Below are 18080 nucleotides of genomic sequence, written 5' to 3' on the forward strand. Positions count from 1 at the left end.
GAACCAACGCTTTTGAGATGCCTGCACCCCTATCCTCCCCAATGTCAGCCGCTCATTTCGGCGGCATTCGTCTTATGTGAACGTTCACTAATTGATAACGTTCCCTTTGTCAATGCGGCGTGCATACGATTGCGATGTCGATGGTGCAAAAATGCTGCACGCCGGGCGCAGCAAAATAAAACGATGAAAGGCCGGCAATCAGCCTGGAAAAGCGGGCGCCCGGCTGACCATCGCCGGCAGGGGACGGTCCATCACGCCCGTCAGCCAGTGCGCTGCCTCGACCGCCGCAGGCAGCGCGAGGCCGGTCGAGACGCCGCTGCGCTCCAGCATATAGGCGACATCCTCGGTCGCGACATTGCCCGCCGCGCCCGGCGCGAACGGGCATCCGCCGAGCCCGCCGAGCGACGCATCGACGGTCGCCGCCCCCTCTCCCACCGCGGCCCAGACATTGGCGAGGCCGGTGCCGCGCGTATTGTGGAAATGCACGCGCACCGGCAGCGGCGCGATCGCCTCGGCGACCCGCCCCACCATTTCCGCGACCTGCGCGGGCACGCCGACGCCGATCGTATCGGCGAGCGCGACTTCGCGCGGGGCCGCATCGGCGGCGCGCTTCGCCATTTCGACGACGCGGGCCAAGGCCACCTCGCCCTCGAACGGGCAGCCGAAGGCGGTGGCGATGGTGATCTGCCCGCTCCGCCCCGCCGCCCTCGCCATTCCCACGATCTCCATGGCCGCCGCGAGCGATTCGTCCGACGACTGCCCCTGGTTGCGGATGCCGAAGCTGTCGCTCGTCACGCACACCGCGCCGAGTTCGTCGATCCGCCCGGTCGCGAGCGCGCGCTCGGCGCCGCGGCGGTTGAGCACCAGCCCAATATAGGTGACGTCGTCGCGGTCGGGCAGCAACGCCACCAGTTCGTCGGCATCGGCAAGCTGGGGCACCTTCTTCGGGTTGACGAAGCTCGTCACCTCGATGCGCCGCGCGCCATAGCCGATCGCGCGGCGGACGAGCGCGGCCTTGTCCGCGGTCGCGACGATCGCCGATTCATTCTGCAGCCCGTCGCGCGGGCCGACTTCGACCATTTCCACCCTTCGATTTTCCGCCATTTCGCACTTCCGTTTTCGTTCGAACCAATTTGCCGGTTGAAAATTACATAGCATTCTAAGTATATCATGGCCACAAGAGTTGATGCCAATCGCCGCGACAGGCTTCATAGACCGGCTTGGGCACCGAAAGGAACGCAATGACGACACATGGGGGAGCGCTGGACGGCATCAGGGTGGTCGAGATGGGACAGCTCATCGCGGGCCCCTTCTGCGGCCAGCTGCTCGGCGACATGGGCGCCGAGATCGTCAAGCTCGAACCGCCGGGCACCGGCGACCAGATGCGCCACTGGGGCCAGGGCGACAAGCCGAGTTGGTGGCGCGTCATCGCGCGCAACAAATATTCGGTCGCGGTCGACCTGCGCAGCGAAGAGGGCCAGCAGCTGGCGCGCGACCTGATCGCGAAGGCCGACATCCTCATCGAGAATTTCCGCCCCGGTACGCTCGAGAAATGGAATCTCGACCCCGCCGATCTGCGCAAGGCCAACCCGGGCCTGATCGTCGTGCGCGTTTCGGGCTATGGCCAGACCGGCCCCTATTCAGCGCGCGCCGGCTTCGGCGGCATCGGTGAGGCGATGGGCGGCTGGCGCGGCATCGTCGGCTATCCCGACCTGCCGCCCGCGCGCATGGGCGTGTCGATCGGCGACACGCTCGCCGCGACCTACGGCTGCATGGGGGCACTCGCCGCCCTCCATCATCGCGGCAAAGCGGGCGAAGGCCAGATCGTCGACTCCGCGCTCTACGAGGCGGTGTTGCAAGTGATGGAATCGACGGTGTCGGATTATTCGGCGAGCGGGACCAAGCGCCGGCGCACCGGATCGACCCTGCCCGGCATCGCGCCGTCGAACGTCTATCCGTGCCGCGACGGCGAATATCTGATCGGCGCCAACCAGGACGGCGTCTTCGCGCGCCTCGCCGCGGCGATGGGACGCCCCGAGCTCGCGACCGATGAACGCTATGCGACGCATCGCGCCCGCGGCGCGCGGCAGGAGGAACTCGACGCGCTGATCGGCGAATGGACGAAGGCGCTGACGATCGACGAGCTGGAAGCCAAGATGGTCGAGGCCGGGGTTCCCGCAGGCCGCGTCTATGATGCCGAGGACATGCTTTCCGACCCGCATTTCGCCGCACGCGAGGCGCTGGTCACCGTCCCCGACGAGGAGCTGGGCGAGATCCGGATGCAGGGCATCTTCCCCAAGCTGTCCGGAACCCCCGGCAGTATCCGCCGCCCCGCCCCGCTCCGCGTCGGGCAGGACAGCGCCGACGTCCTGAAACGCTGGCTCGGCCGCGAAGGATAGGGCGATGATCACCCTCCACGGCGGCCCGACCCCCAATGCGCGCAAGATCGCGATCGCGCTCCTCGAAATGGAGCTCGAATGGCGGCTGGAGCCGGTCGATATCCTTGCGGGCGATCAGCTGACCGCCGAATTCCTCGCGCTCAACCCGAACAACAAGACCCCGGTGATCGTCGACGACGAGGGACCGCACGGCCCCGGCTTCGTGCTGTGGGAAACCGGCGCGATCCTGCTCTATCTTGCCGAAAAGACCGGGCGCTTCCTGCCCGCCGATCCGGTGAAGCGCGCGATCTGCTGGCAGTGGCTGATGTTTCAGGTCTCGGGCGTCGGCCCGATGTTCGGGCAGGAGGCGCATTTCACTCACTATGCCAAGGACCGGCACGACTATGCGATCGAACGCTATTCGCGCGAAGTCGACCGGCTGATGATGGTGCTCGACAAGAGGCTCGGCGAGACCGAGTGGCTCGCTGGCGACGAATATACGGTCGCCGACATGGCCACCCTGCCCTATCTGCGCCGCCAGCTCGTCGACAAGGCGGGACGTTTCCCCAATGTCGAGCGGTGGGGCGCCGCGATGCTCGCCCGCCCCGCGGTCGCCGAGGGCATGCAGGTCGGCGTCGCGCGCGCCGAGACGATCGAAGGCGGGCTGACCGGCTTCACCGACGAGCATCGCGCGATCCTGTGGGGCGACCGGCAGCATGTGAAGCGTTGAGGCGACTGCTGAATGGCGGCTTTGGGGTGGTGAGCGGACGTTGCGTCCCGATAAGCCCCTCCCCTTCAGGGGAGGGGCAACGTAGACTTGGCAGCTTGCTGCCTAGTCGGAGTGGGGTGGGGTCTATCGGCCTTGCGCAAGGCCGATAGACCCCACCCCAACCCCTCCCCTGAAGGGGAGGGGCTTTCTCTCTGCCTATGGCCGCTTCCGGTCGAAACCAGACCCCCGGCCTCAATCCCCCTTTACTGCCGCATGGTTCGCATCGCCGAACATGTTCGACCATTCCTTGTCATCCAGCGCCTGATGCCGCCCGACATATTTCGCCGGCGCCTTCAGATCCTCGCGGTTCATGGCGCGCTCGACCGCAGGCCGCGCGCGAATGCGTTCGAACCAGCGGTGCATCGCCGGCCATTCGTCGAGCCCCATCCCCATGACGAAGGCCGAGGCGCGGCCGGGCCAGATCGCCATGTCGGCGATCGTATAATCGTCGCCGGCGACATAGGCGCTCTTTTCCAGCTGCCGTTCGAGCACGGTGAGCAGCCGATTGAGTTCCCTGGTATAGCGCTCGATCGCATAATCCTGCCCGGCGGGCGCATAGCGCAGGAAATGGCTCGCCTGCCCGCCCATCGGGCCGAGCCCCGCGACCTGCCACGTCAGCCACGACAGCGCCGCCGCACGCGGCGCGCCCGATGCGGGCAGGAAGCGTCCGCTTTTCTCGGCCAGATATTGCAGGATCGCACCCGATTCGAACACGGTGACCGGATCGCCGCCACCCGCCGGGCCTCGGTCGACGATCGCCGGCAGCTTGTGGTTCGGATTGATGCGTCCGAATTCGGCGGTGAGTTGATCACCCTCGAATATGTCGTAGGGAATCACGCGGTAGGGCTCGGCGATCTCTTCGAGCATGATCGCGATCTTCTGGCCGTTCGGCGTCGCCGAATAATGAAGGTCGATCATCAGCCGACCTCATGGAAGACGTGCCGGACCCCGAAGCTCGTGACCTCGCCGACGCCGACCGCCAGCGTGCCGTTGAGCCAGCGGTATGTTTCGCTCGCGGTCTCGAAGACCGCCGCGATGCGCAGATAATAGCGCGACGGATCGACGGGCGGCTTCGCGGGATCGGCGAACAGCGCGCGGACATCGTCGGGGATCAGGCTGCGCCCGGTATAGGTCAGATAGATGAGGTCGCCCTCGTCGGTCTTCCACACCGCGCGCGCGTCGAAGGTCCCCACAGCGGCGTCGCCGAGTCGCCCCGAGCGCGGCCAGTTGCCGCCGCCGGGCAGGACTTCTCCGCTGATCCGCGGGCCCGATATGCGTCCGCCGGTGACATAGCCGACGCGCTGTTCGCCGAAGGGCGACGCCCCGATCGCGATAATTCCGCCACTTACGTCGAATTCGACGGTGCAGAGGTGGCGGCTTTCGAGCGCGGGCGGAACCGGTGCCGAAACTTGCTGGGTCATGCTGAATCCTCCTTCCAAGACTATGGACAAGTATAAAACCATTAGTATACTAAGGGTCAATCAGATTGACGGATGGAGCCGCTTCGGCGCCTCCCGCGACCGTCGACGGAATCGCTCAATGGGAGGGTGCAAATGAAGGCTCTGAATCATCTTCTGCTGTCGGGCGCGGCGATTGCCGCGATGACGTCCTATGCCGTGCCGGCGTTCGCGCAAGCGAGCGACGAAGGCGATGCGGCGGCGGCGAGCGACAGCGGCGGCGGCAACGAAATCATCGTCACCGCGCAGAAGCGCGAGCAGAGCCTGCAGGACGTGCCCATCTCGATGGAGGTCGTCAGCGGCCAGAAGCTTGCCGAATTCAACTCGAACGACATCAAGGCGGTGATGAACTACACGCCGAACGTCTTCGTCCAGTCGACCGCGGGCAACGACGTCATCTATATCCGCGGCTTCGGCTCGCCGCCGGCGAACTTCGCCTTCGACCAGTCGGTGTCGCTCTATGTCGACGGCGTCTATGCCGGCCGCTCGCGCCAGGCGCAGGCGCCCTTCTTCGACCTCGCGCGCGTCGAGGTTCTGCGCGGCCCGCAGGGCGCGCTGTTCGGCAAGAACACCGCGGCGGGCGCGGTCAGCGTCGTTTCGGCGGGCCCGACGAGCACCCCCGAAGGCGCCTTCACCGCGCTCTATAATTTCGACCACAAGGGCATCGACGTCTCGGGCTATATTTCGGGTCCGCTCAGCGACACGCTGAGCGCGCGCCTCGCCTACAAGATCGTCAACCAGGACGGCTATATCCGCAATCTGGCGACCAACCACGACGATCCCGAGGTGCGCCAGCAGCTCGCGCGCCTGACGCTGAAATGGGAGCCGTCGAGCGACTTCGACTATACGGTGAAGGCCGAATATGCGAACCGCGACGTCATCGGCGGCATCACCGTGTCGAGCCCGCTCACCGGGCCGCAGGATCCGCACACGAGGCGCTATCTCGAACGCTCGGCACTCGGCGACGAGGGTACCCAGACCGAATCGGTGATGGTGTCGGGCACGGGTAACATCGCGCTCGGCGACTATACGCTGACCTCGGTCACCGGCTATTCATGGTTCAACGCGAACATCGTCAACGGCTTCGACCAGACGATCCCGGGCGGCGGCGCGGTGACCAACAATTCGGTCTACAACAGCTTCCCCGAACGTTTCGACCAATTCTCGCAGGAACTGCGCATCCTGTCGCCGACCGGCCGCACTTTCGAGTTCATTGCGGGTGCCTATTACGACCGTTCGGATTATACGCTGCAGCAATATCAGGGGTTCGACCTCCCCGACCTGTTCATCGATATTCCGGGCGCCACGCCGACCGATCCGCGCATCCCGATCTTCGACGGCCCCTATTATGCGCGCATCGACAGCATCTTCCGGCAGAAGGCCGAAAGCTGGTCGGTGTTCGGCCAGGGGACGCTCAACATCAGCGACGCGTTCCGCGTCATCGGCAGCCTGCGCTACAGCCATACGAAGAAGGACGGCACCTTCGACACGACGCTCGTCCACGCCTCGAACGGGCTCAACGGGCAACCCTTCCCGCTCCGCCCGATCACCAGCGCCGTGGGGTCGATCAGCGAGGGCAATGTCGACCCCTCGGTCACGTTGCAATATGACGTGGCGCCGCGCGTCATGGTCTATGCGACCTATGGCCGCGGATCGAAGTCGGGCGGCTTCGTCAGCAACACGCTGGGTACGCGGGATGCGACCTTCACCTTCGAACCCGAACGCTCGACCAACTATGAAGCGGGCATCAAGTCGACGCTGGCGGGCGGCGCGGTGGTCGCCAACCTGTCGGCCTATCACACCGAGTTCAAGGATCTGCAGGTCTCGGTCTATCAGCCCGAATCCTCGAGCTATCTGACCGGCAACGCTGCGAGCGCGACGTCGAAGGGGATCGAGGGATCGCTCAGCCTTTTCCCGTTCCGCAACTTCGACATCACCGCGTCGGGCGCCTATCAGGATATCAAATATGACGATTATCCGGGCGCGGCCTGCCTTGCGTCGCAAACCGGCTGCACCCCGGCGACCAACAATCTCGCGGGCTACAGCCCGGCCTATACGTCGAAATGGACCGGCAGCGTCACCGCGCATGGCCGCGTCGAATTCGCCAACGACCTGAAGCTCGACGTAACCGGCGTCGCGTCGGGCCGCTCGAAATATTTCGACTCCGACGACCAGAGCCCGATCTTCGGGGTTCAGAAGGGTTATGTGAAGCTCGATCTGCGCGTCCAGCTGTCGGATCAGAACGAAGGCTGGCACCTCGCGCTGGTCGGCAAGAACCTGACCAACCAGCTCACGACCGGCAGCGCCTTCCGCCTCCCCTTCCCGATCACGCCGGTATCGCGCGCGATCCTCTACCTCGAACCCACCCGCAATATTTCGGTCGAGGCCGGGTTCAAATTCTGACGATGTCCCTCGGGGCGGCCGCCATCGACGCTTTCCGCGATCGGAGGGTATCGACGGCCGCCCCGATCCTTGCGGAGGACTTCCGATGATCGACGTCTATTTCACTCCCACCCCCAATGGGCACAAAGTGTCGATCATGCTGGAGGAGGTCGGGCTACCGCACCGGCTGCTGAAGATGGACATGCTCGCGGGCGATCATCTGACCCCCGAATATCGCCGCATCAACCCCAATGGCCGACTGCCCGCGATCGTCGATCATGATCCGATCGGCGGCGGCGCCCCGCTGCCGGTGTTCGAGAGCGGCGCGATCCTGCTCTATCTCGCCGAAAAGAGCGGACGATTGCTCCCCGCCGACCCGCGGCGCCGGAGTCAGGCGCAGCAATGGCTGATGTGGCAGATGGCGAGCTTCGGTCCGATGCAGGGCCAGGCCCACCACTTCATCCGCTACGCGCCCGAGGGGCAGACCTATCCGGTCGAACGCTATCGGGGCGAAACGCTGCGTCTGCTCCACGTCCTCGACGGGCGGCTGCGCGAGGCCGATTATCTGGCCGAGGAATATTCGGTCGCCGACATCGCATGCTGGCCGTGGACGCGCGCGATCCGCGCGATCGGGCTGACGCTCGACGACTATCCCGCGGTCGCCGACTGGTTCGCGCGCATCGGCGAGCGCCCCGCGGTGATCGCGGGCACCGACGTCCAGAACGCTGCCAACCTGTCGAGCGCGCGCCCGGTGCTGACCGACGAGCAATGGTCGAACCTGTTCGGGAAGAATATGCTGGAAGCGCCGACGCGGTGACGGTCTCTTCCTTCCCGCCGGCAGGAGGGGAATGGGTCAAATAGTGTCGGCGTGCCCCCACTGATAGTCGACCTTTCCGTTCAGCCGCCGCACCGCGAGCCAATCGCCGCCCGCCAGGCTGTCGTCCTCGATCAGCGCCATGACCCCCGCGGCGATGTCTTCGGGCGCGCAGGCCTCGTTGTTCGCGAGCACTGCCTTCATCCACTCCGACTTGCCGCCCGCGCCGGTCGTGTCGAGGATCGGGGTGTCGACCAGCCCCGGCAGCATGCCCGCCACGCGGACATTGCATTCCTCCTTCAGGGACGCGCAGCAACGCGTGAACATCATCACCGCCGCCTTGGTGGTGGCATACATCGCGTCATAGAATCCGGTGCCGAGCGCAACCGTCGAGACGGTGTTGACGATCACCCCGCCGCCGCGCTGCCGCATCGCCTGGATCGCGATCTGCGTCGCGGCGATCAGCGAAGTGACGTTGACATCGACGATCCAGCGTATCCGCGCCGCATCGACATCGGGAAATTGCGGCAGGCCCGATACTACTCCGGCGTTATTGTGCACGATGTCGACGTCGCCATGCGCGCGGAACCAGGCTTCGGTGGCATCGATATCGGACAGGTCCAGCGCGTGCACGCTCGCGCGGGCGCCCGCGGCCTCGACCAGCCGCGCGGTTTCGGCGAGCGCCGCTTCCTTGATGTCGACCAGCGCGACCTCGGCCGCCCCGCGCGCGGCCAGCATCACCGCCGTCGCACGTCCGATACCGCCAGCAGATCCGGTGACGATCGCTCGCTTGCCATTGATATCCATCGCTCTCTCCCGTCCATCTTGTGAAGACCGTAAAGCACGTTGACAGATAAACTTAAATACCTAAGTATTTTCGGACGCGAAGAATCGCCGATTTGGGGAGAGACATGACGCAGGCCACCACCGTGGATGGAGGCACGATTCCGTCGGACCGTTCGCTCGCCGTCCGGCGCAACCTCGCGCTCGCGATGCTGTTTCTCGTCGGCACGATCAACTTCGTCGACCGCCAGCTATTGTCCGTACTCGTCGAGCCGATCCGGGCCGAGATGCAGTTCAGCGATACCCAGTTCGGATTACTCACCGGCCTCGCCTTCGCGCTCTTCTATGCCGCGATGGGCGTGCCCGTCGCGATGATCGCCGACCGCTGGAACCGGGTGAAGCTGATCGGAATCGCCTGCGTCGTGTGGAGCGGCTTCACCGCCGCGTGCGGCATGGTCTCGAACTTCTGGCAACTGGCACTGATGCGCTTCGGCGTCGGCGCGGGCGAGGCCGGCGGCACCGCGCCGTCGCTGTCGGTGATCGCCGACCTCTACCCATCGGCGCAGCGCCCGCTCGCGATCGGCCTCTTCACCTTGAACGGCCCGTTCGGCGTCTTCGTCGGCGCCGCCTTCGGCGCGTGGGCCGCGGCGAACATCGGCTGGCGCAACGCCTTTCTGGTCATCGGGGTGGTCGGCGTCATCGTCGCGCCGCTGCTGATCTGGCTGGTGCGCGAGCCCGCGCGCGGCGCGATGGACGCGCACAGGCCCGCCGACGAAGCCCTGCCCTTCGCGCAGAGCCTCGCGATGTTCGTCCGCCGCCCGTCGCTGCGCATGGTGATGATCGGCAGCGGCCTCGCCGCCTTCGTCAGCTATGGCATGCTCAACTGGATCCCCGCCTTCCTGATGCGGACGCAGGGCATGCCGCTCGACGCGATGGCCACCTGGTTCGCCCCCGCCGCCGGCATCACCTTCGGTATCGGCATCCTCGGCGGCGGCTGGCTGGTCAGCCACGCCGCGAAGCGTTCGCCGCGCGCCTATGGATCGATCCCCGCGCTCGCGACCGCCGTGCTGATCCCAACCTTCATCGCCGCGCTGCTCGTCGACACATGGCAGCTCTCGCTTGCGCTGATGCTGATCCCGATGGCGGCGTGCACCGCCTATGTTGCCCCCGCGCTGGCGCTGGTCCAGAATCTGACGCCGCCGCGCAGCCGCGCGACCGCGGCAGCGGTGCTGATGCTGATGTTCAACATCGTCGGCCTGGGGCTCGGCCCGCTGTTCATCGGCGTCGTCAGCGACGCGCTCAAGCCGGGGCACGGCGACGAAAGCCTGCGCTGGGCGCTGATGACGATCATCCCCTTCGCGGTCGCCGCCGGTCTCGCGCAGTTCGCGATGACGCGTCATCTCGAACGGGATTTCGCCGAATGACCGAGGTGAACGGAAGGACGGCCTTCATCACCGGCGGCGCGAGCGGGATCGGCCTTGCGACCGCGCGCGCCCTGGCGGCGAAAGGCGCGCGTATCATCCTGGCCGATATCGACGGCGCCGGCGCCATCGCGGCGGCCGAAACGCTCCGCGGCGAAGGCGCCGATACGCTCGGCCTCCAGCTCGACGTCACCGACGAAGCGAGCTGGGCGAAGGCCGGCACCGCCGCGCGCGATTTCGGGCCGGTGCGCATCCTGTTCAGCAATGCCGGGGTCGGCGGCGGGTCGGGACCGTTCGAGCAGTATGACACCGACGTCTGGCGCTGGAATTATGCCGTCAACGCGCACGCCCACCTCTATGCCTGCCGTACCTTCCTCGGCGACATGAAGGCGAGCGGCGAGCGGGGTCACCTCGTCATCACTTCGTCGATGGTCGCGATCGTGCCGCCGCCGATTTCGGTCGCCTATATCAGCTCCAAATATGCGACGCTGGGCATCGCGATGGCGCTACGCAACGAACTTGCCGACACATGCGTCGACATTTCGGTGCTGATGCCCGGCATGTCGGCGACGCGGATCGTCGAGACGACGCGCGATCTTCGCCCGGTCGACCAGGAAGTCGGCAAGGCGGCTGCCACCAGCCAGGCGATGCAGGGCGTCCTCGCAGGCGGCATGTCGCCCGACAGGATCGGCGAACGCGTCGCGCAGGCGATCGAGAATGGCGATTACTGGATCTTCACCCACCCCGAATGGAAGGCGATGGCCGAACGGATGACGCAGGATATGCTGTCGGCGTTCGGGCAGTCAGCCGATCCGGGGTACAAGGGGGACGATATCGACGGGCTGATCGCGGCCAATGGCGGCCGCATGTTCGGCGCGAAACACTAGGAGAGAGACATGGCCGAAGAGAATGATATCCGCGACATGGCGAAACGATTTTTCGACGCGATCGAGGCGGGCGATATCGAGACGATGCTCGGCAGCTTCACCCCGGATGCCGAGATATGGCACAACACCGACGAAAAGATCGTCACCCCCGCGCAGACCGCGGAAACGCTGACCGGCATGGTCGCGCGGATCAAGGACCGCGAATATGCCGAACGCCAGCTCACCGCCTTTCCCGGCGGCTTCGTGCAACAGCATGTTTTGAAGGGCAGGCGCGTCCACGACGATGGCGAGGTTCGCCTGCCCTGCGCGATCGTCTGCAAGGTCGAAAATGGCAAGATCACCCGCCTCGACGAATATTTCGATTCGGCGCACGTCGTCGAATTCCGCAAGTTCGCGAACGTATGATGACGGTGAACCAAGTAATCGTCATTGCGAGCGAAGCGAAGCAATCCAGAGCGGTTTACGCCACTCTGGATTGCCGCGTCGCTTCGCTCCTCGCAATGACGAGGCACTGAAATTCAATCGTTTCTCAGGAGTCCCCCATGCCCGTTCTGCGCCAGGTTCCCCGTTCCGAAGTCACCGACGAGACCGTCACCGCCTATTACAACCGCCTGTTCGGCGACCGCGATCCGGTCGCCGAGCCCGGCACCGCGACCGGCACGCCCGGGGACTGGTGGACCGTTTTCGCGCTGTCGCCCGACATTTTCGAACATGCGGTCAAGGGCTTCGCGGTCTATCGCAACCCCGCCCGCACGATCGACCCGGTCCTGCGCGAGCTCGGCCAGACGCGTGCCGGCTGGGTGAAGGGCAGCCAGTTCGTCTTTTCGCAGCATTGCAAGTCGCTCCGCGGTCTTGGCGTCAGCGAGGAGAAGATCGCGGGCATCCCCTATTGGACCGTCGCCGACTGCTACGACGAGCAGGAACGCACGGTGCTCGCCTACGCCGACTGCCTCAGCCAGGCCGGCGGGCGCGTGCCGCTCGAGGTGTTCGACAAGCTCAAGACCTTCTGGAACGACGAGCAGATCTTCGAATTCACCTACATCACCTGCCTTTACGACATGCATGCGGTGATCACCCGCGCGCTGCGCATGGAATATGACGCGCGCGAGGACCCGATCGTCGAGATCGCGGCGCCCGAAGGTTTCAACGCCGCCGACTTCCTCAGCGCGCCGCGACCGAAATCCGAATGAGCGGCTTCGGCGCGCCCGAGGTCGTCGCAACGGGCCTCCGCTTTCCCGAAGGGCCGGTGCCGATGCCCGACGGGTCGGTGCTGCTCGTCGAGATCGCACGCGGCACGCTGACCCGCGTCGCGGCCGACGGCAGCCTGTCGATCGTCGCCGAGCTTGGCGGCGGACCGAACGGGCTGGCGATCGGCCCCGACGGTGCCGCTTATGTCTGCAACAACGGCGGCTTCCAGTGGGTCGAGGCCGGCCCCCTGCTCTTCCCCGGCCATGCCGCGAACGCAAACGCCTGCGGCTCGATCCAGCGCGTCGACCTCGCCACGGGCACGGTGACGACGCTCTACGACGGATTCGAGGGCGAAACGCTCAAGGGCCCGAACGACATCGTCTTCGATGGCGAAGGCGGCTTCTGGTTCACCGATCACGGGCAGGTGCGCGCCAGCGGCCGCGATCATGGCGCGATCTATTACGCGAAGGCCGACGGTTCGCATATCACCCGCCAGCGCGCCGAGGTGATGGGGCCGAACGGCATCGGCCTCTCGCCCGACGGCCGGACGCTCTATGTCAGCGAGACGATGACCGCGCGCGTCTGGGCGATGGATGTCGTCGCGCCGGGCGAACTCGCCCCGCCGCCGCCGTGGGCGCCCGGACGCTTCGTCGGCACGCCGCCCGCCTTTCGCCTGCTCGACAGCCTGGCGGTCGAGGAAAGCGGCCGCATCTGCGTCGGCACGATGGTCGAGGGCGGGATCACCATCTTCGATCCCGACGGCGGCCCGCCGGATTTCCTGCCGTTGCCCGACATCGGCATCACCAACATCGCCTTCGGCGGCATCGACCGGCGCGACGCCTATATCACCGCGTCGACGACGGGAACGCTCTATCGCGTGCGCTGGCCGCGACCGGGGCTTCGCCTGAATCAATCGTCAATTTAATTGACAATTGGCATGGAAATGACTATAGAGACTCGCGAGAGGACAGGATGAAATTTTACAATAGCGTTGGCCCTAACCCCCGCGTCGTGGCGCTGTTCATGGCGGAAAAGGGGATCAGCATTCCCGAGGTCGCGGTGGACCTTCGAGGCGGAGAGAACCGGCGCGCGCCCTACAACGTCGACGTCAATCCCGCGGGTCAGACTCCCGCGCTCGAACTCGACGACGGCTCCATTCTCACCGAGATCACCGCGATCTGCGAATATCTGGAAGAGCGCTTTCCCGACCCCGTTCTCATCGGCGCGACGCCGGAGGAACGCGCGGTGACGCGGATGTGGACGCGCCGCGTCGACCTCAAGATCTGCGAGCCGCTCACCAACGGCTTCCGCTTCGCCGAGGGGCTGCCGCTGTTCGAGGCGCGGATGCGCTGTTTGCCCGAAGCGGCGGCGGGACTGAAGGCGGTCGCTCAGGACGGGCTGAAATGGCTCGATCCGCTGATCGCCGACCGCGAATTCGTCGCCGGCGACCGGATCAGCCTCGCGGATATCCTGCTCTTCGCATTCCTCGATTTCGGGGCGGGCGTGGGACAGTCGCTCGACCCCGCCAATGGCAATATCCTGCGCTGGTACGAGGGCATGAAGGCCCGGCCCAGCGCCAACCCAAGCTAAGACAAAGGAGACGGATGATGGCAGAGACGAATAGCGAGTTCGAATTTTGCGGCGTCAACCATTTGGCGCTCGTGTGCAAGGACATGGCCAAGACGGTCGAATTCTATCGCGACATCCTCGGCATGCCGCTGACCAAGACGATCGACCTGCCCGGCGGGCGCGGCCAGCATTTCTTCTTCGACATCGGCAACGGCGATGCGCTCGCCTTTTTCTGGTTCCCGAATGCGCCAGAGGCGGCGCCGGGCGTGTCGGCCCCCGCGGCGCTGCCGACCCGGGGCAGCTTCGTGTCGGCGCATGGTTCGATGAACCATATCGCGATCAACGTCCGCGCCGAGAAATTCGACGAATATTACCAGCGGCTGGTCGACAAGGGCGTCGAAGTAACGCCGATCCTCAACCACGACAATTCGCCGACCCAGTCGTCGCCCGAAATGAACGACGACGTCTATGTCCGCTCGGTCTATTTCTTCGACCCCGACGGTGTCTGCCTGGAGTTCGCGGCGTGGACGCGGGCCCTCGACGAACGCGACATCGCGCATGACCCCGTCCGGGCCGATGGTACAAAGGCCGAAGGCATGATCACCGGCCGGGCACCGGTTCCGGCAGAATAGGTTTCTCCTCCGAGAAGACCCCTGGGGCCCGGCGTTCGCGCCGGGCTTTTTTTGTACGAAGGCGGCGACCGGATTTGGCCGGGTGCGGGCGTTAGGCGACGTCATTTTAATCGTCATCCCGGACTTGATCCGGGATCCATTGGCTCAAGCGCTGCGTGAATGGATCCCGGATCAAGTCCGGGATGACGAAAGAAGGGGAATGCCCGCTCCCCACGCCAAACCGACCTATCCCTACCCCACCGCGCGATCGCGGCCTTCCCAATAGGGCGCGCGCAATTCGCGCCGCAGCACCTTGCCCGACGGATTGCGCGGTAGCGCGTCGATGAAATCAACGCTCTTGGGCGCCTTGTAAGCCGCGATTCGCTCGCGCGCCCAGGCGATCACCTCGCCCGGATCGGGAGCCGCGCCGGCGGCGGGCACGATCAGCGCCTTCACGGCCTCGCCCCAACGCTCGTCGGGGATGCCGATCACCGCGACGTCGGCCACGCCGGGGCAGCCCATGATCGCGCTTTCGACCTCGGCCGGATAGACATTCTCGCCGCCCGACACGATCATGTCCTTGATCCGGTCGTGGACGAAATAGAAACCGTCGGCGTCGCGATAGCCGACGTCGCCGGTGTGCAGCCAGCCGTCGACCACCGTCTCCCCGGTCGCCTCGGGCCGGTTCCAATATTGCTTCATCACGATGTCGCCGCGGATCGCGATCTCGCCGATCTCGCCGTCGCCCATCGCCCGCCCCGCGCCATCGAGGATCGCCATCTCGGTCCCCGGCCACGGCTGGCCGCACGAGGTGAGCTTGCCCGGCAGGTCGTGTGCCGCGGGCGACAGATAGGAGCCGCCGCCCGAGCTTTCGGTCATGCCATAGAATTGCACGAAGTCGCAGCCGAAGGTCGTCCGCGCGCGGCGCAGCACATCCTCGGCGATCGGCGAGGCGCCATAGGCGATCGAACGGAGCTGCGAATAATCGCCGCCCGCCGCCTCGGGCTGCTGCAGCATCATCTGGATCATCGCGGGCGCGAGGAAGGCGTGCGCGACCCGTTCCTCGTTCATCATGCGGATCGCGTCGGGCGCTGCGAAATCCTTGACCAGCACCAGCCGCCCGCCCTGCGCGAGGCCCGAAAAGCTGACATTGGTTCCCGCGACGTGAAACAGCGGCATGACGATCATCACCGTCTCGTCCTCGCCATAAGCGAAGCCGTCGACCTCGGTCGCCATTTCGAGGAAGCGGCGGTAGTTTTTGTTCGCGAGCACCACCCCCTTCGGCCGCCCGGTCGTGCCGCTGGTATAGAGCTGAAGCACGTCGTCGCCGAGTTGCGGCTCGTCGGCGGGCGGCGTAGCGGGCGCGTCGCCCAGCCACGCATCGAAGCTCTCGAACCCCGGATGCGCGCCATAGAGCGCGATCAGCCGCGGCGGACTGTCGAGGTCCGCGACCGCCGCGAGCGCGATGTCGAAGAAATCCTCGCCGACGAACAGCAGCCTGGGCGCCGCATCGCCGAGAATGAAGGCGATCTCACCCGCTGCGAGCCGGCAGTTGACCGGCGCGAGGCAGGCGCGCGCCCGCGCGGTCCCGAAGAAGAGCGGATACCAGGCGTCGTGGTTCTTGCTGAGCACCGAGACGCGATCTCCCGGAACCACGCCCGACGCGATCAGCGCATTCGCGACGCGGTTCGACCGCGCATCGAGCTGGGCGAAGCTTGTTTCGCGCGTCCCGAACTTGACGGCGATCGCATCGCCGCGCGCGCGCGCCTGCGCCGCCGGGATATCGGCCAGCGTCCTGATGGCATCCAGATCGATCATTTCGCTCTCCCACCGTCTGTTTCGCTTGAATTAGATAGAATACTAAGTAAATACTGACCAGCCCCAAAATTCGAGAGGATCAGCCTTGTTCGACCATCCCATCCTGCCCACGACGATCGTCGGAAGCTACCCCCAACCCGACTGGCTGATCGACCGCGAGCGGCTGAAGGCGAGTCTGCCGCCGCGCGTGCGTGCGGAGACGCTGTGGCGCATCCCCGAATCCTGGCTTGCCGAAGCGCAGGAGGCGGCGACGCTGATGGCGATCCGCGACCAGGAAGAAATCGGCATCGACATCGTCGGCGATGGCGAGATGCGGCGCGAAAGTTATTCGAACCGGCTCGCGACCGCCCTGTCGGGGATCGACACCGAAAAGCACGGCACCGCGATCGACCGCACCGGCAACGCCAACCCGGTGCCGCTCGTCTCGGGCCCGATCCGCCGCGTCGCGCCGATCGAGGCGCAGGATGCCGCCTTCCTTCGCCGTCATTCGACGAAGCCGGTCAAGCTCACCCTCCCCGGCCCGTTCACGATGACGCAGCAAGCGGAGAATGGCTATTATCCCGACGCACGGGCCCTCGCGATGGACTATGCCGACGCGGTGAATGCCGAGGTGAAAGACCTGTTCGCGGCGGGGGTCGACGTCGTCCAGCTCGACGAACCCTATCTGCAGGCGCGCGCCGACGCCGCGGGCGCCTATGCGATCGAGGCCATCAACCGCGCGCTCGACGGGGTCGACGGCACGACCGCGCTCCACATCTGCTTCGGCTATGCGATGGTGCACCACGGCGCGGGCACGACGGGACCGAAGCCCAAGGCCTATGATTTCCTCGCCGAGCTCGAAGCCTCGAATATCGACGTCATCTCCATCGAAGCCGCGCAGCCGGGGCTCGACCCGTCGATTCTCGCCGAGCTGCCGACCAAGACGATCATGTACGGCGTGCTCGACCTGTCGATTCCCGAGGTCGAAACCCCCGAGGTCGTCGCGGGCCGCATTCGCGACGCGCTGCGTTACGTCGACGCCGAACGGCTGTGGATCGCGCCCGACTGCGGCATGAAATACCACAGCCGCGAACATTCGCAGGCGAAGCTGAAGGCGATGGTCGACGGCGCGGCGATTGTGAGGGCGGAACTGAAATAGCTCTCCAAACCTCCTTGTCATTGCGAGGAGCGGAGCGACGAAGCAATCTCCAGCTATCGGCATTGTGCAAGGCTGATAGCTGGAGATTGCTTCGCTGCGCTCGCAATGACGAAGGTTATCGATCGATAAAGCCTGTCAGCAGTGACACCACCCTCTCGGGCGCCTCGACCGTCGGCAAATGCCCCGCTCCGGATACGACTTCCAGCCGCGCACCCGGAATCGCCTCCGCGATCTCGTCGTGATGCGCGCGGCTGGTGATGCCGTCCCTCTCACCCCAGATCAGCAGCGTCGGCACCGCAATCTCGCCGAGCCGCGGGCGGCTGTCGATGCGCGCCATGATCGCGCGCTGCTGCGCGAGAAAGGTGTCGGCGCCGGTGTCGGCCGCCATCCGGCGCGCGATGCCGAGCAGGCGCTCGTCGCTGCGTTTTTCTTCGGGGAAGAGGATCGGGATGCGCTCTTCGACAACCTGGTCGAAATTACCGCTCTCGACGAGGTCGATATAGCCCTGCCGCCGCGCCGTCTGCGCCGGGCCGTCGGCCGAAGCGAGCGTCGAGATCAAGGCCAGCTTCGCGACGCGCCCGGCGGCGCGGCGCATGACCTCAAAGGCCACGAAGCCGCCCATCGCATGACCGATCAGCACGAATTTCGGCGGCGCATTGTCGAGCAGACGTTGCGCGAAGCCCTCGATCGTGTCGTCGCCGCGATTGTCCGCGACGATCACCTCGCGGTCGGCCCACGCGTCGAGTAGCGGCTGCCACACGGCCTCGGTCAGAAGCTGGCCGGTGATGAGAACGATGGGGAGAGTCATTTGAGCAAATCCTAATTTCTTCGTCATTGCGAGCGAAGCGAAGCAATCTCCAGCTAT

At 65.7% G+C, this 18080-nt stretch carries 18 protein-coding genes; 12 read left to right on the forward strand and 6 right to left on the reverse strand.

All coding sequences use genetic code 11. The features are described 5' to 3' along the window. Positions 1 to 198: 198 nt before the first annotated feature. A complete protein-coding gene (locus ACOTSS_RS11175) occupies positions 199 to 1080 on the reverse strand; it encodes a hydroxymethylglutaryl-CoA lyase (protein WP_448691333.1) in 882 nt (293 codons plus the stop codon). 161 nt (positions 1081 to 1241) lie between these two features. Here ACOTSS_RS11175 and ACOTSS_RS11180 point away from each other — a divergent pair, with 161 nt between their 5' ends. Both ACOTSS_RS11180 and ACOTSS_RS11185 read left to right on the forward strand, forming a co-directional pair. Continuing rightward, positions 1242 to 2399 carry a CaiB/BaiF CoA transferase family protein gene (locus ACOTSS_RS11180; RefSeq protein ID WP_448688233.1) on the forward strand — a complete coding sequence of 386 codons (1158 nt, stop codon included), beginning with the start codon at positions 1242 to 1244 and terminating at the stop codon, positions 2397 to 2399. Positions 2400 to 2403: 4 nt separating this feature from the next. Further along, on the forward strand, positions 2404 to 3108 hold the full coding sequence (locus tag ACOTSS_RS11185) for a glutathione S-transferase family protein (RefSeq protein WP_448688234.1): 705 nt from the start codon (positions 2404 to 2406) through the stop codon (positions 3106 to 3108). Positions 3109 to 3339: 231 nt separating this feature from the next. Here the strand turns inward: ACOTSS_RS11185 and ACOTSS_RS11190 are convergent, their stop codons facing one another. Both ACOTSS_RS11190 and ACOTSS_RS11195 read right to left on the reverse strand, forming a co-directional pair. Next, positions 3340 to 4065, reverse strand: coding sequence for a glutathione binding-like protein (locus ACOTSS_RS11190; RefSeq protein WP_448688235.1), 726 nt, complete (start codon positions 4063 to 4065; stop codon positions 3340 to 3342). Then, complete coding sequence (locus tag ACOTSS_RS11195) at positions 4065 to 4568, reverse strand: DUF3237 domain-containing protein (RefSeq protein WP_448688236.1); 504 nt, start codon at positions 4566 to 4568, stop codon at positions 4065 to 4067. Before ACOTSS_RS11195 ends, ACOTSS_RS11190 begins: the two co-directional genes overlap by 1 nt. A gap of 132 nt (positions 4569 to 4700) precedes the next feature. Between ACOTSS_RS11195 and ACOTSS_RS11200 the strand changes: the two genes are divergently transcribed. Further along, positions 4701 to 7007 (forward strand): TonB-dependent receptor, encoded by a 2307-nt coding sequence (locus ACOTSS_RS11200; RefSeq protein WP_448688237.1) that lies wholly within the window; start codon positions 4701 to 4703, stop codon positions 7005 to 7007. An 85-nt stretch (positions 7008 to 7092) separates the two neighbouring features. Continuing rightward, the gene (locus ACOTSS_RS11205) at positions 7093 to 7803 is read left to right on the forward strand and encodes a glutathione S-transferase N-terminal domain-containing protein (protein WP_448688238.1); all 711 of its coding nucleotides are present in this window, start codon (positions 7093 to 7095) and stop codon (positions 7801 to 7803) included. A 36-nt stretch (positions 7804 to 7839) separates the two neighbouring features. On the opposite strand, the gene ACOTSS_RS11210 is transcribed toward ACOTSS_RS11205, so the two are convergent. Next, complete coding sequence (locus ACOTSS_RS11210) at positions 7840 to 8607, reverse strand: SDR family NAD(P)-dependent oxidoreductase (RefSeq protein ID WP_448688239.1); 768 nt, start codon at positions 8605 to 8607, stop codon at positions 7840 to 7842. Positions 8608 to 8711: 104 nt separating this feature from the next. On the opposite strand from ACOTSS_RS11210, the gene ACOTSS_RS11215 reads away from it, so the two are divergent. The 7 genes from ACOTSS_RS11215 (at position 8712) to ACOTSS_RS11245 (ending at position 14280) form a co-directional block, all read left to right on the forward strand. Continuing rightward, a complete protein-coding gene (locus ACOTSS_RS11215; protein ID WP_448688240.1) occupies positions 8712 to 10007 on the forward strand; it encodes a spinster family MFS transporter in 1296 nt (431 codons plus the stop codon). Next, positions 10004 to 10891 (forward strand): SDR family NAD(P)-dependent oxidoreductase, encoded by an 888-nt coding sequence (locus tag ACOTSS_RS11220; RefSeq protein WP_448688241.1) that lies wholly within the window; start codon positions 10004 to 10006, stop codon positions 10889 to 10891. The genes ACOTSS_RS11215 and ACOTSS_RS11220 overlap by 4 nt, the downstream gene beginning before the upstream one ends. Positions 10892 to 10900: 9 nt before the next feature. Beyond that, the gene (locus tag ACOTSS_RS11225; protein WP_448688242.1) at positions 10901 to 11296 is read left to right on the forward strand and encodes a nuclear transport factor 2 family protein; all 396 of its coding nucleotides are present in this window, start codon (positions 10901 to 10903) and stop codon (positions 11294 to 11296) included. Between the two features lie 137 nt (positions 11297 to 11433). Next, positions 11434 to 12081, forward strand: coding sequence for a carboxymuconolactone decarboxylase family protein (locus ACOTSS_RS11230; protein WP_448688243.1), 648 nt, complete (start codon positions 11434 to 11436; stop codon positions 12079 to 12081). After that, positions 12078 to 13004: an SMP-30/gluconolactonase/LRE family protein gene (locus ACOTSS_RS11235; RefSeq protein WP_448688244.1), complete on the forward strand. Its 927-nt coding sequence runs from the start codon at positions 12078 to 12080 to the stop codon at positions 13002 to 13004. Before ACOTSS_RS11230 ends, ACOTSS_RS11235 begins: the two co-directional genes overlap by 4 nt. Before the next feature lie 47 nt (positions 13005 to 13051). Further along, positions 13052 to 13669 carry a glutathione S-transferase family protein gene (locus ACOTSS_RS11240; protein WP_448688245.1) on the forward strand — a complete coding sequence of 206 codons (618 nt, stop codon included), beginning with the start codon at positions 13052 to 13054 and terminating at the stop codon, positions 13667 to 13669. Between the two features lie 17 nt (positions 13670 to 13686). After that, positions 13687 to 14280 (forward strand): VOC family protein, encoded by a 594-nt coding sequence (locus tag ACOTSS_RS11245; protein ID WP_448688246.1) that lies wholly within the window; start codon positions 13687 to 13689, stop codon positions 14278 to 14280. 231 nt (positions 14281 to 14511) lie between these two features. On the opposite strand, the gene ACOTSS_RS11250 is transcribed toward ACOTSS_RS11245, so the two are convergent. Beyond that, complete coding sequence (locus ACOTSS_RS11250; RefSeq protein ID WP_448688247.1) at positions 14512 to 16077, reverse strand: long-chain-fatty-acid--CoA ligase; 1566 nt, start codon at positions 16075 to 16077, stop codon at positions 14512 to 14514. 85 nt (positions 16078 to 16162) lie between these two features. Here ACOTSS_RS11250 and ACOTSS_RS11255 point away from each other — a divergent pair, with 85 nt between their 5' ends. Continuing rightward, positions 16163 to 17215: a 5-methyltetrahydropteroyltriglutamate--homocysteine methyltransferase gene (locus tag ACOTSS_RS11255; RefSeq protein WP_448688248.1), complete on the forward strand. Its 1053-nt coding sequence runs from the start codon at positions 16163 to 16165 to the stop codon at positions 17213 to 17215. Between the two features lie 115 nt (positions 17216 to 17330). Here the strand turns inward: ACOTSS_RS11255 and ACOTSS_RS11260 are convergent, their stop codons facing one another. Next, positions 17331 to 18023: an alpha/beta fold hydrolase gene (locus tag ACOTSS_RS11260; RefSeq protein WP_448688249.1), complete on the reverse strand. Its 693-nt coding sequence runs from the start codon at positions 18021 to 18023 to the stop codon at positions 17331 to 17333. Between the last annotated feature and the right edge of the window lie 57 nt (positions 18024 to 18080).

It is taken from the genome of Sphingopyxis sp. NJF-3 (assembly GCF_053514865.1).